We start from the raw sequence: 16,364 nt of genomic DNA, 5'->3' as shown, positions 1-16,364 counted from the left end.
GGTTACTACATAAGCATTAGGACAATCCCCTTGCTGAATTGCTTCAGCGAAAGTTACAGTTGCATCTCCACAGTTATCAGTAGCAGTTAACGTAGCGGCAGTTGGAACAGCGTTACATTCTACAGTAACATCAGCAGGAAGCTCTTCTACGAAAGCAGGAGCAATTGTATCTTGAACAGTGATGATTTGAGTGTGAACTGTTTGATTCTCACAAGCGTCAGTAGCAGTCCAAGTTCTGGTTACTACATAAGCATTAGGACAATCCCCTTGCTGAATTGCTTCAGCGAAAGTTACAGTTGCATCTCCACAGTTATCAGTAGCAGTTAACGTAGTGGCAGTTGGAACAGCGTTACATTCCACAGTAACATCAGCAGGAAGCTCTTCTACGAAAGAAGGAGCGATTGTATCATTAACGGTAATTGTTTGACTTGAAGATGATGTATTACCAGATTGGTCAATTGCTGTCCATGTTCTTATGATAGTATAATTACCAGCACAATTTCCATTTATAATTTCATCATCGAAAGTGATAGAGGCAGAACCACAACTATCGTTTGCTGTTGCAACTGCAAACTCAGGAGTTGCCGGGCACTGAATTGTAGTTTCAGCAGGTAAATTACTAATAACAGGTGGAATTGTATCAACTATGTTAATTGTAATTAAAGCAGAGCTACAGTTGTTTGGATTTAAAATTTCACAAATTGTGTATCCTATATTATATTGGCCAGCAGGAATTCCTGAATTAACAGAGATATTTCCTTGATTATCAATAGTAACATTAGGGCTGTTTCCTGATGTAATAGAAATCGAAACATTTAGGGATGTTGCCGGATTATTGTCTAAAGTGTCATTACTTAATATGTTACCTATTACACCATTCGTAATACAGGAAATTGAATTATAATTATCATTCACGGCATCGATAACCGGAGTACTAACTGTAATAGTTACTACAGCAGTATCACAGTTACCTGGGTTTACATTTTCACAAATTTGATAAGTTAAGGAGTATGTACCTGCAGGCGTACCAGGAGCTACATCCACAGAACCATCAGGGTTAAGGGTTAGAGCACCGGTAGGATCAGGAGTAACCAACGTTAAAGCTACATCAGCTGGATTAAGGATAACACCATTTAAGGTATCGTTATCAAAAACATTCACCACACCGTTTTGACCGGAAGCACCGTTGATAGGTCCTGCGTTATCATTCATGGCATCGATAACCGGAGCACTAACTGTAATAGTTACTACAGCAGTATCACAGTTACCTGGGTTTACATTTTCACAAATTTGATAAGTTAAGGAGTATGTACCTGCAGGCGTACCAGGAGCTACATCCACAGAACCGTCAGGGTTAAGGGTTAGAGCACCGGTAGGATCAGGAGTAACCAACGTTAAAGCTACATCAGCTGGATTAAGGATAACACCATTTAAGGTATCGTTATCAAAAACATTCACCACACCGTTTTGACCGGAAGCACCATTGATAGGTCCTGCGATATCATCCACGGCATCGATTGGGCGACAAGCAGATATAGTAAATTCAAAGAAACAGCCATCAGCATTGAAAGGTACAGCAAAATAGGTGTTTGTTACACCTGCCACAATTGGGAAATTGTTTATTGGAGCAGCACCAGCTGGAACAGGATAGGCTGAATAAAACAATGATCCAGGTGGAAATGCAGAAGCAAGTTGAGCTGCTGTTACATTAGTTTGTCCATTACAATAGTAAAAGTTTTGGACTAATGGGACATTTGAACAATTTTGAGCAACATAATTTCCTGCAATAATATTTACAGTAATTGGTTGATAAATTGGTTCACCTTGACAAGCTCCCGAATTATTATAGCCTAAAATTAAGGGTCTATCTTTAAATGCAATATTTGTGATTGCACCTGTTCCAAAAGTTAAACCATTAACTAATATGTTATTAGCACAATTTGGGTTCGATAAAATCGCACAATTATCTGTCGCTCTCAATTTAAATCGCAAAGAAGCCAATAAAGTTTGGGGATCAGCCGGCAATGGCAAAGTTCCAAAATCCCAAACAATTGAACCAGTAGCTCCTAAATTAGGATCAAAGTAGAGGTTGTTGGGTGATGGATTTGGCGTGAATAAAATTGAACTATTCAAACTTCCGGGAACAAATGTAGAAGTGAAAGGTATTGGAATAACTAATTTGTAATTATTTACAGCTTCTGTTCCTAAGTTTTTAATATCTACGCCAAATTCAACTTCTTGACCAGGCTGTGCATTGTAAGGACCACTTGGGGAAGCAGGAGCACCACCAATATTCTGAACAGTTAATAAGCCTTCAATTTCAGGAATATAAGCGTCTACAGACATCGTAATGTTATAAATAACGTAAGTATCTTGCGTTGTTCCATAACGGAATCGAGTAGAAGTTTGATTATTAGTTATAACAGCATTATTGGTATTAGGAATAGTAAACATACTAATATCTAATCCCGTGTTATTTATTAAATCTGGGACTCGAGTGTTTCCTCCTGTAAAAATGGAAGAATTAAAAAAGTTATTTGTACTGTTAGCACCATGATTTAAAGTTACCCAGTTGTTATCTTGAAAATTTCTAATTTGGAAAAAATCACCGGCAATATTTCGATCTCCCTCTCCGGCCATCATCCCTAATTTCATATTAACCGGACCCGATTGAACAGTATTGAAACCGGCAACAGGAATTTCAAAATCGGCTGTAATACTTCCGGCTACATATGAATGTCCGTCAAATACTGTTACATCTCTCCATTTCATTTTGTCGTTTTCATAAACAACTACCATACCCCAACCGCCGTAGTAGCCGGTTCCGCCACCATTACCCTCTATTAAGGCAATATCGGCTACACTATAAGCACCTAAACCATTTGCTCTCACGTAATCGGTTACTTCGATATATCCTGAATACATAAAACCATCCGAGTTGACTGGATAGTAAATATCATCATCTTGGGCCGTTAATAAAGTATAAGCACTTGAATTTGGCCCTTTTATCGAAACTTTTCTTTTATCATATGTTTTAGAAATAGTAGTGGTACCTTGGATGGTACCATTAACATTAACATTAGCAAAAGAAGTGTTTTGAGTATCTGTTGTTGATAAATTTGTGGCAGTATTTCTCTCTAGACTATTGATTGTTAAATTCACAGAACCATCATTAATCACATAAGGAGTGGTTAACGTTGCAGTTCCTATTGAACCAGATGTTGTATAATTTACAGGAATATTTACAGCGGTTCCTCCGTTAACAGAAAGGGTAACTCGGTTAGCCCCTGTATTGTTGGTGAAATTAAACACATACGTATTGGTTCCACTAATAAAAGTATAAATTGGACTTCTATTAGTGTTAGTGGGACTATTTCTAGTAATCGATAAGTTATAAGTGGTGTTTGTGATGGTCTGGTTGTGACCCACTGTATAATTATTATTCACATTTACTATTCCACCAGGAACTTGTCTTTCCACAGTAAAAATATTAGGACTAGTTGAGGCATCTGAAGCTCTACCTGTCCAATATAATCCGGCATAAACAATGTTGGAACATGCAGGATTTGCACCGTTTTCAGTAGATAAAACCAAATTGGCAGATGACGAGTTCCAAGTATTGGTATCGTTATCAATATCTACATATCGCATGTTATTATTGTTTGATGTTTCATCACCATAGTTCACTAAGGTTAGATTGGTGTTTCCAATCATAGTAAAATCACCCTTTACATTGTAAATGGTTTTTGTTGGTGAATAAACAGATGTTCTTTGGGTAAAAGGAACTCTTACCTGTGCTTGAACAGAAAACAAATTACCTAACAATACTGTCAATAGTAACAATAGATAGTTTGCTTTTTTGTTTATTTTAAAATTTGAGTACATATTTTTCATGTTTAATTCTTTTAATTGATTTACTTTTCTTAAAGTTTAAATTAAGAAGGCTTTTCAATAGAATATAATAACGTATATTTTGAAATGTCTATTTTAACTGACTTAGTTAGCGTTTCAACATCGCAATCAAAACCAAGACTAAAATGAATTACTTTGATTGATGAAAATTGTTGAAATACATCTAAATTGATCAAATTAACTAAATCGCTTTTTTGATTGATTTTGATGGTCACCAACTCAATTTGATTACCCTCAAGTTTCAACTCTTTCAATTTTGAAACTGAATTGGCATCAACAAATAAAACAATTGGGTTTTTACCGTACGAGTTTACTCGTCCGTTGTCCACATAAAGGGAAGGATGCAAATCTTTTATCAAAGATTTGATCGAGTTTGCACTCTTGTTTTTCATTACTTCCGTATTCTGAACCGACTTAAAGTAGTCTTCGGTGTTCTGAATTTTGAAGTTTTGAGAAAAACCTAGAATCGGAAATGCTAAAAATAGCATTACCAGCAATTTCAGCGATAGATGATGAAATTGCCGGATTTGGAATGAATTTTCCATAATCTTAGCTTGGGATTTTAAAAACATGACTTTTGACATAATTGGTTAAGTTTTTTTTCATAATGTATAAATTTGGTTGATTTGGCTTTTAATTTTCTTTCTAAATACGTGGAAAGTAAATTAATGGAAGGCTAAACTATATACTAATTGATGTTATTGCTTATTTTTTCCATAACTAACCTAAAAACTCGATAAATGACACTTTAACTGCATTTTGTGGATATTCTTTATCGACGAGTAACCTCATTTTTTATGATTTTTAATTCTTTAAATTGTTAATTTCATCTTAACTACTTGACGAATGTATAAAGTTGTTTTCATAAAAAAAAATATTTACTCGATAAAATGCATAAAAATGACGATAAAAGGTGTTAAAATAGAATGTTAGTAAGAAAATACATATTTAATAGTTTGTTAACATCTGTTGTTGATAAGTTATTTTAAAAAAGCTAATTTTTAACATCAATGGTTGTTTTATCACAAATGCAGGACGAATTGTGATTATTACTATAAATTTGAGTATCGGTATTGAATGTTGAAATTTTGTTTTAAAATAGTCTTATTTATTAAAAAATAGTCTTAAATTGTAAGTGAATTTATAACTGTTTGTCACAAATTTTTTAAAAATGAAAAATTTAATTCTTATCCGTCATGCAAAATCCAGCTGGGATGCACCTGTTCACGATAAAGAAAGAGTTCTAGCTCAGCGAGGCGTTCGTGACGCCCATTTGGTTGCAAAAAATATAACGGATTATCTTCCAAAAACTAATTTAATTTGGAGTAGTACCGCCAAAAGAGCTTCAGAAACTGCAATAATTTTTGCTCAAATTCAAATGTGGCCATTAGAAAGTCTAGTGTTCAAGGATGAATTGTACACTTTTGATGCTGCTAAACTTGAAAATGCCATCAAATCGTGTGATAATAGTTACGAAAATGTTATTCTTTTCGGACATAATGAGGCTATCACAGAATTTGTTAATAAATTTGGAGATGTTTTTATCGATAATGTTCCAACTTCCGGATTTGTTTCACTTTCATTTGATGCTCCAAGTTGGTCAAAAATAAGTAAAGGTAAAACCAATAAAATACTTTTTCCAAGAGATTTAAAAGATGATTAAAGCAATAGAATACCGTTATGTTGACAGAGAAAAAAGTTGGTTGTGTTTTAATGCAAGAGTGCTTCAAGAAGCCGCAGACCCAACTGTTCCTTTATTAGATAGATTACGCTTTTTAGGGATTTTTTCCAATAATTTAGATGAATTTTTTCGCGTTCGCTTTGCGGCAATCAGACGATTATCACTTTCCGGACAAACCGGAGAAAAGGTGTTGGGCGGAATTTCTTCGCAACAATTACTCAATGACATTACTGATATTGTTATCAAACAACAATCGGAAAGTTTACGCATACTGAATATTATCGAAAAAGAACTCGAAAAAGAAGGCGTTTTTATCATCAACGAAAAAGAGATTTCCAAAGAACAAGAAAACTATATCCGCGATTTTTTTATCCAAAAAGTGAGTCCGGCATTAGTAACTATTATCTTAAATGACTTGGCAGAATTTCCCTTGTTGCGAGATACTTCGGGTTATTTAGCCGTCAAACTAGTAATGAAAAACGAATCTGAAGAAAAAACTTCCTTCTTAGGATTTAAAAAAGCCAAAAAAGATATTCGTTACGCCGTGATTGAAATTCCAAAAACAATTAATCGATTTGTAGTATTACCTTCCAATGGCGAAAAACAATATATTATCTTGCTGGATGATGTGATTCGGTATAATTTAAAAAGTATTTTCAATATTTTTGACTACGAAAGTATTTCGGCTCACATGATCAAAATTACCAGAGATGCTCAACTGGAAATTGACAGTGACATTAGTAAAAGTTTTGCCGAAAAAATTTCCGAAAGTGTGCGAGACCGAAGAATAGGCGAACCGGTTCGATTTGTCTATGATCAATCGATAGATAAGGATACGCTCAAGTTTTTTCTTGAAAAAATGAACATTGATTCAACCGATAGTATTATTCCCGGTGGACGATACCACAACCGGCGGGATTACATGGATTTTCCAAACTTGGGTCGTTATGACTTATTATACCAACCAAAAACGCCACTTCCGGTTGACGGATTAGGTTTGGAAGGAAGCATCATCAAAAAGATAAGCGAAAAAGATTATTTAGTCAATGCACCATACCAATCATTTGCCTATTTAATCAAGTTTCTTCGGGAAGCGGCTCTTGATCCAAAAGTGATTAGTATAAAAATCACCTTATACCGATTGGCCAAAAACTCACAAATTATTAGTTCCCTAATCAATGCAGCTAAAAACGGTAAAAAAGTAACCGTTCAAATTGAATTACAAGCTCGTTTTGACGAAGCCAGTAATATTTCGTATGCCGAACAAATGCAAACCGAAGGAATCAACTTAATTTTTGGTGTAAAAGGATTAAAAGTTCACAGCAAAATTTGTGTCATCGATCGATTTGAAGACAAAAAAATCAAACGATACGGATTTATTTCTACCGGAAATTTCAACGAATCAACTGCAAAAGTCTACACAGATGTTACTTTGTTTACCAGCCATCAGCAAATTTTAAAAGATGCCGACAAAGTATTCGATTTCTTTGAAGTCAATTATCGAGTGCATCGCTACAAACATTTGGTTGTTTCGCCGCATTATACCCGAAATAAAATGTATAAACTCATTGATCGAGAAATTATGCATGCTCTTTCCGGAAAAGAAACGTATATTAAGTTAAAAATGAATAGTTTATCAGACACGCGAATGATTGATAAATTATATGATGCAAGTAGAGCCGGTGTAAAAGTTCAACTAATTATTAGAGGAATTTGTTGCTTGATTCCGGGTATAAAAGGAATGAGTGAAAACATTGAAGCCATTAGCATTGTTGATAATTTTCTGGAACATTCCCGAATTTTTATCTTTGGAAATCACGGCAAACCCGAAGTTTTTATTTCTTCTGCCGATTTCATGACCAGAAATATTGATGCCAGAGTAGAAGTAACCTGTCCAATTTATGATGAAAACATCAAATTAGAACTTATTGAAAGTTTTGATGTGGGTTGGAATGGAAATGTGAAAGCACGTTATCATTCTGAAAAATTAGACAATAAATACCGTGTTCGAAAAGAAAATGACCGTGTTTTTAGAGCACAAATTGAAACCTATAATTATTACCGAAATCAGTTGGAAGTAATTACAGAAAAATTATAACCCCCAAATTTTGAATGAATAATGATTACTATAAAAAGTTACGCCGCCATCGATATTGGTTCCAATGCCATGCGGTTGTTGGTGTCTAATATTGTAGAACAAGAAGGAAAAGATACGCAGTTTAATAAAAGTTCGTTAGTTCGTGTGCCCATTCGTTTAGGACAAGATGTTTTTACAGTAGGCGAAATATCCGATGAAAACATCGAACGGATGATTGATGCCATGAAAGCCTACAAATTATTGATGAAAATACATAAAGTAGAAAAATATAAAGCCTGTGCAACTTCGGCCATGCGTGAAGCCGATAATAACCGTGATGTGGTTGAAATCATTCAGCGAGAAGCCGATATTCAAATTGATATTATTGATGGTAAAAAAGAAGCTACTATTATTGCTTCCTCCGATTTGAAAGAATATATTTCTACAGATAAAACCTATTTATACGTAGATGTAGGTGGTGGAAGTACTGAATTTTCCCTATTTTCCAACGGAAAAATCATCGCTTCCAAATCCTTCAAAAACGGAACGGTCCGTATGTTGAATAACATGGTCAACGAAATTGTTTGGGTGGAAATTGAAAAATGGATCAAACTCAATACCGCTCCGTTTGAAGATATCACAATGATTGGTTCCGGTGGAAACATCAACAAACTTTTCAAAATGACCGGAAAACAGCAAGACAAACCGCTGACCTATTTAACGTTGAATGCTCAATATGCCATGTTAAATAAAATGACCTACGACCAACGCATCTCAGAATTAGCATTAAACCCCGATCGTGCCGACGTAATCATTCCCGCCACAAAAATCTACTTAAACGCAATGAAGTGGAGTGGAGCCCGCCATCTATACGTTCCCAAAATCGGACTTTCAGACGGAATTGTAAAGGCGATGTATTATGGGAGGATTTAATTAAAATAGAATTTTTAAAGTTTAAGATTTCTCATCATACTTCCTTATAGAATTGAAAGATACACAGTATCATTTCGACGATAGGAGAAATCACATATCGTTTTGCATAAATATGATGTTACGTCTAGTTTTTCTTTTTTTCTAATTGTTTTCCAAATTTTTTATCAGATTTGGTTGGACTATTTTCTAGGGCTTGAATTATTACGTTTTTTAAGTTGTCTATTTCATAATACTTTTCTAACATAGGTTTTAAATTCTCCATTTTTTGCAAAGAAATTGAAGAAATAACCCAACCTTTTGAGTTATTGTCCCATGTGTCTAAAAATTCTATCAGTTTTACTTGAAGTTTTTCATCTTTTTCAAAACTAGCTAAGCATTGAATAGCAAGAATTTGTTGATTTCTTATTTCTGAATCAATAAATTTCCAACAAGTTTTTTTTACAGCGTTTATGTCATATTTGATGTACATATTAATCAGAATATCAACTGGTAATCCTTTAGGAAATGACGAAAACAAAACAAAAAGGTCATCAGATGCTTTTCCGTAATTATTTTCCATCAATGCAGTTGTACTCCAAGTTTTTAAAAGCGAACTTTCATCTGAATTAATTCTGCTTATTAATTCGTTATTAAAGTTGTTGTTTTTAGCTACACCAATTAATCTATAAGCAAAAGCACGTTTTTCTGGAGTTTGCGAATTAAATAATTTTTCAATATTACTAAAATATGAATGACAATTTTTTAAAGTTTTCGAACTGTCTTTTACTTGATATTCAAATAATAAATTGTTAACTCGGTAAAAATCCTCTTCTACAAACTTTTCATTTTTAGTTGCTTCAATGATTTCTTTGTCTAACAATATTGGTATTTGGCAATCTTGTCCGTAGGCAATTTTAAATATTAGATTGCATATTGTTATAATTATAAATTTTTTCATTGGTTGTCTGATTTATCGTCTCTTTTAAAATTAGGCATAACGTGAGCATATTATGTGATTTGTTTCACCAGTTCACTATCGCTCGGGTCTCCTATCGTCGAAATGACACAATCAAGGGAAGGTTGTAATTAATTAGAACCACCAATCAGACCCTCATAAATCCTTGCCAATCCGCTTTTGCAAAGCAAATCAAAAAAAATCTGTGCCAATCTGTTTAATCCGTCCAATCCGTGTTCCATTATAAGTATAGTTCAACCAAATTGACCAATTTCCTAAACATCCAAATCAAACGTCTTCCTCAACAACTCCAAATTAGGATTAATTTCATTCAACCGATTAAATTTATCCTGCGGTGTAAAAGCTCGTTTGTTCTCCATTTTTTCATTCACAACCAACTCAATTTCAATATCATGGTTATGAAGCATGCCTCGCAAATAACCTAAAACTTCGTTTTTAGTTCGCTCAAATTCTAAACGCGTTCCTTCGTTGGGTAATTCGTGTGTGATTTTAGCTCCGTCTAATTTTGGATCATTGATCAACATCAGCGAATGCATAATCATTTGCCCTTTTTCTTCTAACTTCAACGCAAATTTATGCCATTGCAACAACATATCCGTTTCGTTAAAAGGCTCGGTTGGATAGTGAATAGCTTCTTTGGTAACCAATTTTTGAGCTTCCGCCAGTTCTTTTTTCTGTTTAATACTTGCTAACGAAAAAGCAGAAACCTTTGGTTCGCTCGAAGAATTTATCGGAATATCAATTTTGGGTTTTGGTGTTTCTTCCGCAACAGGTAAGGTTGTAGAAGGAGTTTCCAATTTCGGAATTTCTTTTGGCACGTTCGGAACCACTTCCACAGAAGCAGTCGCCACTTCAATAGCTCCTAATTTTCCCAGAAAATGAAAGGGGGGAATTATATAGCCGTTAACTTTTTTTTTTCTCCATCAAAAGTGATAGAGCCTAATTGCATCAAACAAAGTTCGATGAGTAAACGTTGGTTCTGACTAACTTTGAACTTCAAATCGGTATCGTTTGCCAATTCAATTGCTTTCAACAAAAATTCCTGACTGCATTTTTGAGCCTGAATTCCATATAACTTTTGAGCTTGTTCGCCGGCTTCCAACAACACTAAAGTGGCAGGATTTTTACAAACCAACAAATCTCTAAAGTGCGAAGCCAATCCTTGAATAAAATGATGAGCATCAAAACCGCGAGCTAGAATATCATTAAATGCCATCAACAAATCCGGCAATTTATTTTCTAATAATAAATCGGTGATGTTAATGTAGGATTCATAATCCAACACATTCAAATTCTCCGTAACCGCCTGACGAGTCAAATTATTTCCGCAATAGGAAACCACTCGGTCAAAAATCGATAACGCATCCCGCATCGCACCATCTGCTTTTTGAGCAATAATATGCAACGCATCGTCTTCAAATTGAATGCCTTGGTTTTCTGCAACATACGCCAAATGTTCTTTGGCATCCTTAATAGTAATCCGTTTAAAGTCGAAAATCTGACAGCGAGACAAGATAGTCGGAATAATTTTGTGTTTTTCGGTGGTAGCCAAAATAAAAATGGCATGTCGTGGTGGTTCTTCCAACGTTTTCAGAAACGCATTGAAAGCCGCAGACGAAAGCATATGCACCTCGTCAATGATATACACTTTATATTGTCCGGTTTGTGGTGGTATGCGAACTTGGTCAATCAAATTCCGAATATCATCCACGGAGTTGTTAGAAGCGGCATCCAATTCAAACACATTAAACGCAAAATCTTCGTTCGGATCGTCATAACCGGGTTGGTTAATCTTTCGGGCCAAAATTCTCGCACAAGTCGTTTTTCCCACACCACGAGGTCCGGTAAAAAGCAAAGCCTGAGCTAAGTGATTGTTTTCGATGGCATTAAGCAACGTGTTGGTAATAGCCTGCTGACCCACCACGTCCATAAACGTCTGGGGTCTGTATTTTCGGGCAGATACTACAAATTGTTCCATGAAAAAAGTTTGGATGACAAATATAAAATTTAATTATCGATTGGCAAGGGGAGGAGGGAAATTAGTTGATGCGGCAATTGGGTAATGCGGCAATAGGGTAACGTGTCAATTTGGGCATGTGGACCTTGCGTAACGATTGAAGAATGATGATTGTTGATTTGAGAAAGGCAGCCAGTGTTGTACTATACAATTCTGCCACCGTTGATGCTTTATCCATGCACTATCCATACTTTATCTATACTTTATCTATACTTTATCTTTGCTTTATCTATGCTTTATCTATACAGTTGACTCGTCCAAAAAATAATTATACAGATTACGAGATAAATCCTATTGTAGTTATACGAATTACTCGTCCTAAAAAAAGACACATTAAACCTTTTCACCTTCAAAAAGTCTAATGACTTTATTCTATTTTAAAAACAAAACGACACATGAAACAAGAACTACCACACCAACGGTTACTTACTCTCATTTTTCTGTTTTTCTTCTCTGGGTTGGTGGCCCAAACCGATTATAGTAATATGACCAATTGGGCCTATCATCCAGGCAAACCCGCTACACTTTTAAATGGTGCCAATTTGGACATTGCTGTTGTAGATGAAAATTTAACCACTACCTCCGTCATTTCTATCACAAACAACGCCATGATCAACACTGGCGTAGATGTGTTTTTCATTCATCCCACGGTGCTTCAAAACTTGGGTAGCTATACCGAAATAGAAACTATTCCTATTGCCAACCAAAACTCATTTTTAGTAGCAGCAAGCATTCGCGGTCAAGCCGGATTACTGGCAAAATATGGACGTTTTTTTGCACCCCGCTACCGTCAAGCAACACCACCCACGTTCCTCACCAGTCCCACGGATCTCAATCAAGCCACCATTTTAGGAGTAGCCTACACCGACGTCAAAGATGCTTTTTTACATTATTTGGCAACTCAAAACAACGGAAACAAAATTATCATTGCCAGTCATTCACAAGGAGCTTATTTGGCTGGTTTTTTACTCAGTGAAGTGTTTGATTCCAATCCTGAATTACGCCAACAATTAGTGGTAGCTGTGGTTGCCGGTATGGTCACCAATTATGCTCAACCCGATTTGGTAACGGGGGGTTGGTGGCAAAATATTCCTTTTTGCACCGAACAAAACGAGTGCGGTTGCGTGATGAATTGGAGAAGTTACAAAGAAGGGCAGACCCCACCAGCACCGTTGGCATCTCATCCGTGCCTAAATCCGTTTGTGGTCTCTAATGGATGGGCAAACAGTTTGATGAACTTCGCCGAGAACCAAACTTCCCAAGACTCTCTCTATTATTCCGACGAATCACAACCGCTACGTAATTTTATCACCTTACGGAATAATGTCGACTTTGGCGGTAATGTTGGTTATGTGGCGTTCGACAATCTTTATAGCATCCGGCATCAACGGTCAGCCTTCAATCGAGTAGGTTTTGTAGTGCAGCACACGCCGGGACCCAACGATTTGCGACCTAATCTTTTGGAAGAGGAAGAGTCAAATCCATCATTTTCAATTGCGGGTTATCATCAAAAAGATTACAATATATACACGTGGGCATTGCTGGAGCAAATCGATTTAAAAATTGCTAATTGCAGTGCACCCCTCAGTTTGAATGATACAAAAATAAGTAACCAATTAACTGTTTTCCCCAATCCAGCCAATGAGTGGCTATTCATCCAAATGAATAAGCAGCCACTTCCTCATGAACCCTTTTTTATCTACAATAGCGAGGGAAGTCAGGTTAAGCAAAGGGAGCTTGACAACGAAAGCAAAGTTTCTGTTCAAGATTTGAGTGAAGGATTTTATATTATAAAAACCCTACTTGGGGTTGGTAAAGTGATGGTGTTGCGAAGGTAAGCGTTAATGTGGCAATGTTTCGATGTGGTAGTTAGTCAATTAGTCGATGGGTTGACTTTGAGATTTGCATTTTGATTGGTGTTTTATAGATTGGGCGTTGTGCTGTTGAATTTGGGAATAGCTGCTTGAATTTTGAAATTTTAGTTGGGCTAAAGGTTTGTAGTGATTTAAAAAAGTTTATTTTTGTCTATCTGTGCCGACCTTACTGTTTTGAGTTAGGTAGGGTGGTATGATTTGTGTGGTACCAGCTTCGCTTGTATTTTACCATGTGAACTTAACGACTAATTTTTATATTTTTGTATTATGAGCACGACAACGAAACCGAAACATATTGGCCGAAACATTAGCCGAATAAGAGAATTGCGCGGGATGAAGCAAGAAGCGTTGGCTCTTGCGATAGGCGTGAGTCAGCAGACGATTTCTAATATAGAAGGAAGTGAAACTGTTGATGAAGAAAAATTGCAATTAATTGCTAAGGAATTGGGAGTGACTGCTGAGGCGATAAAAAATTATAGTGACGAAGCTGTATTTAATAATATCCAAAATAATTATGATGGTTCGGTAGTTCACACGGGACCAACAGTTAATCACAACTGCACTTTTAATCCTTTGGACAAAGTAGTTGAGCTCTATGAACGTTTGGTGCAGGCGGAGAAGGATAAGGTTGCTTATTTGGAGAAGTTGTTGAATCGGTAATTTGTCAATTTGTCAGTGTGAGAATTTGTCAATTGGGTAATTGATAACCTTTTTGAATAGACCTCACCCGCAACCCCTCTCCAAATGAGTGGGCAGGCGATACGTTGAAAAGACTACTAATCTAGTAGTTATTTAATCCTTTTTTATCCCTTTTCGCTCGGCGAACCCAACAAATCTGCATAAATCTGTTCCATCCATCCCATCCGTGTGCCTTTAAAAGAAGGTAATGGGTAAAAGGTAATGGGTAAAAGGAGATTGATTAAAGATTAACGATTGTTGATTTTTGAGCAAAGAGAACCGAAATTCACCCATCACGCATCACCTAACACCCATCACCCTCATTATTACCCTAACGTTAAATCGCTCAATGTTTTAACCAAAAGTTTTTTATGTAGAAATAAAGTGTACCTTTGCACCCTGAAAAAATAACAGATGGAATCAATTAGAAACATTGCAATTATTGCCCACGTTGACCACGGTAAAACTACTTTGGTTGACAAAATTATGTATCACTGTCAGCTTTTTCGTGAAAACGAAAACGCAGGTGATTTAATCTTAGACAACAACGATTTAGAGCGTGAACGTGGAATTACGATCACTTCTAAGAATGTTTCGGTTCAGTATAAAGGTACAAAAATCAACATTATAGACACACCGGGTCACGCCGATTTTGGTGGTGAAGTAGAGCGTGTATTGAATATGGCAGACGGTGTTTGCTTGTTAGTCGATGCTTTTGAAGGACCCATGCCACAAACGCGTTTTGTATTGCAAAAAGCCATCGATTTAGGTCTAAAACCGTGTGTTGTAATCAATAAAGTAGATAAAGAAAACTGTACTCCGGAAGAAGTGCACGAAAAAGTTTTCGATTTAATGTTTGAATTAGGTGCTCAAGAATGGCAGTTGGATTTTCCAACCGTTTATGGTTCAGCTAAAAATAATTGGATGTCTGATCATTGGGAAAACGTAACGGATAATGTGGAAGCCCTATTGGATATGGTTGTTGCTAATGTACCGGCTCCTAAAGTATCGGAAGGAACTCCACAAATGCTAATTACTTCTTTAGATTTCTCTTCTTTTACAGGACGTATCGCGATTGGTCGTTTAGAAAGAGGTGTTTTGAAAGAAGGAATGCCAATTTCTTTGGTAAAAAGAGATGGTAAAGTGCTTAAATCCAGAATTAAAGAAATACACACTTTTGAAGGTCTTGGACGTAAAAAAGTAACCGAAGTTATCGCCGGAGATATTTGTGCGATTGTAGGTGTAGAAGGATTTGAAATTGGCGATACTATTGCTGATTATGAAAATCCGGAAGCGTTGCAAACTATCGCCATCGATGAGCCTACGATGAGTATGTTGTTTACTATTAATGATTCTCCTTTCTTTGGAAAAGAAGGTAAATTTGTCACTTCTCGTCACATTAGAGACCGTTTAACTAAAGAATTAGAGAAAAACTTAGCGATGAAGTTAGGTGAAACGGATTCTGCTGATAAGTTTATGGTTTTTGGTCGTGGCGTACTTCACTTATCTGTTCTTATTGAAACCATGCGAAGAGAAGGGTATGAGTTACAAATTGGTCAACCACAAGTTATCATCAAAGAAATTGATGGTCAAAAATGTGAGCCGATTGAGGAATTAACCATTGATTTACCGGAAACTCTTTCCGGTAGAGCGGTTGAGTTCGTTACTCAACGTAAAGGCGAAATGCTTTCTATGGAAACGAAAGGTGAACGTATGATTGTAAAATTTAATATTCCATCACGTGGCATTATTGGATTACGTAATCAATTGCTTACTGCTACTGCAGGTGAGGCTATTATGGCACATCGTTTCATTGGCTACGAACCTTACAAAGGTGAAATTGCCGGACGTAACAAAGGGTCATTAATTTCTATGGAAAAAGGAAAAGCTATTCCTTACTCTATTGATAAATTGCAAGATCGCGGTAAGTTTTTTGTTGAACCAAATACCGAAATTTACGAAGGTCAGGTAATTGGCGAAAATTCTCGTGGGGATGATATGAGTGTAAACGTAACGAAAGAGAAAAAACAGTCGAACGTTCGTTCATCCGGAAATGATGAAAAAGCAAGAATTATTCCACCGATTATTTTCTCATTAGAAGAAGCGTTGGAATACATTCAAAAAGATGAGTATGTTGAGGTTACTCCGAAATCGATTCGTTTGAGAAAAATTTATTTGACAGAAAACGATAGAAAACGTTTTAAAATATAATTGATTTGAATCCCGATGAAAATCGG

The 16,364-nt window shown here is 36.0% G+C and carries 10 protein-coding genes and 1 pseudogene; 6 read left to right on the top strand and 5 right to left on the bottom strand.

Annotated features, from left to right (window positions below; all coding sequences use genetic code 11):
* Together B0I10_RS01675 and B0I10_RS01670 are read right to left on the bottom strand one after the other, a co-directional pair.
* Nucleotides 1-3,894 (bottom strand): annotated as a pseudogene (locus B0I10_RS01675) (hypothetical protein); the annotation flags it as partial.
* A gap of 41 nt (nt 3,895-3,935) precedes the next feature.
* Nucleotides 3,936-4,457 (bottom strand): hypothetical protein, encoded by a 522-nt coding sequence (locus B0I10_RS01670; protein ID WP_146740293.1) that lies wholly within the window; start codon nt 4,455-4,457, stop codon nt 3,936-3,938.
* Between the two features lie 626 nt (nt 4,458-5,083).
* On the opposite strand from B0I10_RS01670, the gene B0I10_RS01665 reads away from it, so the two are divergent.
* Genes B0I10_RS01665 through B0I10_RS01655 form a run of 3 tightly spaced genes read left to right on the top strand, consistent with a single transcriptional unit; the run spans nt 5,084 to nt 8,603 of the window.
* Nucleotides 5,084-5,575 (top strand): SixA phosphatase family protein, encoded by a 492-nt coding sequence (locus B0I10_RS01665; protein ID WP_112084740.1) that lies wholly within the window; start codon nt 5,084-5,086, stop codon nt 5,573-5,575.
* Nucleotides 5,568-7,691, top strand: coding sequence for a polyphosphate kinase 1 (gene ppk1 / locus B0I10_RS01660; protein WP_112084739.1), 2,124 nt, complete (start codon nt 5,568-5,570; stop codon nt 7,689-7,691). Before B0I10_RS01665 ends, ppk1 begins: the two co-directional genes overlap by 8 nt.
* Nucleotides 7,692-7,712: 21 nt before the next feature.
* Complete coding sequence (locus B0I10_RS01655; RefSeq protein WP_112084738.1) at nt 7,713-8,603, top strand: Ppx/GppA phosphatase family protein; 891 nt, start codon at nt 7,713-7,715, stop codon at nt 8,601-8,603.
* Between the two features lie 124 nt (nt 8,604-8,727).
* Here B0I10_RS01655 and B0I10_RS01650 read toward each other — a convergent pair whose 3' ends face one another.
* From B0I10_RS01650 to dnaX, 3 genes are all read right to left on the bottom strand, one after another.
* The gene (locus tag B0I10_RS01650) at nt 8,728-9,540 is read right to left on the bottom strand and encodes a hypothetical protein (RefSeq protein ID WP_146740292.1); all 813 of its coding nucleotides are present in this window, start codon (nt 9,538-9,540) and stop codon (nt 8,728-8,730) included.
* Between the two features lie 272 nt (nt 9,541-9,812).
* Nucleotides 9,813-10,409 carry a DNA polymerase III subunit gamma/tau gene (locus tag B0I10_RS15765; protein WP_245942928.1) on the bottom strand — a complete coding sequence of 199 codons (597 nt, stop codon included), beginning with the start codon at nt 10,407-10,409 and terminating at the stop codon, nt 9,813-9,815.
* Nucleotides 10,410-10,450: 41 nt separating this feature from the next.
* On the bottom strand, nt 10,451-11,536 hold the full coding sequence (gene dnaX, locus B0I10_RS01640; RefSeq protein WP_112084736.1) for a DNA polymerase III subunit gamma/tau: 1,086 nt from the start codon (nt 11,534-11,536) through the stop codon (nt 10,451-10,453).
* Nucleotides 11,537-11,970: 434 nt separating this feature from the next.
* On the opposite strand from dnaX, the gene B0I10_RS01635 reads away from it, so the two are divergent.
* The 3 genes from B0I10_RS01635 to typA all read left to right on the top strand — a co-directional run bounded on the left by B0I10_RS01635 (nt 11,971) and on the right by typA (nt 16,338).
* The gene (locus tag B0I10_RS01635; protein WP_112084735.1) at nt 11,971-13,413 is read left to right on the top strand and encodes a DUF3089 domain-containing protein; all 1,443 of its coding nucleotides are present in this window, start codon (nt 11,971-11,973) and stop codon (nt 13,411-13,413) included.
* Between the two features lie 303 nt (nt 13,414-13,716).
* Nucleotides 13,717-14,109, top strand: a complete 393-nt coding sequence (locus B0I10_RS01630; protein WP_112084734.1) for a helix-turn-helix domain-containing protein — start codon at nt 13,717-13,719, stop codon at nt 14,107-14,109.
* Between the two features lie 432 nt (nt 14,110-14,541).
* Complete coding sequence (gene typA, locus B0I10_RS01625; protein ID WP_112084733.1) at nt 14,542-16,338, top strand: translational GTPase TypA; 1,797 nt, start codon at nt 14,542-14,544, stop codon at nt 16,336-16,338.
* Nucleotides 16,339-16,364: the final 26 nt, after the last annotated feature.

The organism is Flavobacterium lacus, assembly GCF_003268815.1.
Classification (GTDB): Bacteria; Bacteroidota; Bacteroidia; order Flavobacteriales; family Flavobacteriaceae; genus Flavobacterium; species Flavobacterium lacus.
The sequence above is the reverse complement of the archived record's forward strand: the minus strand, read 5'-3'. Positions and strand labels throughout refer to the sequence as shown.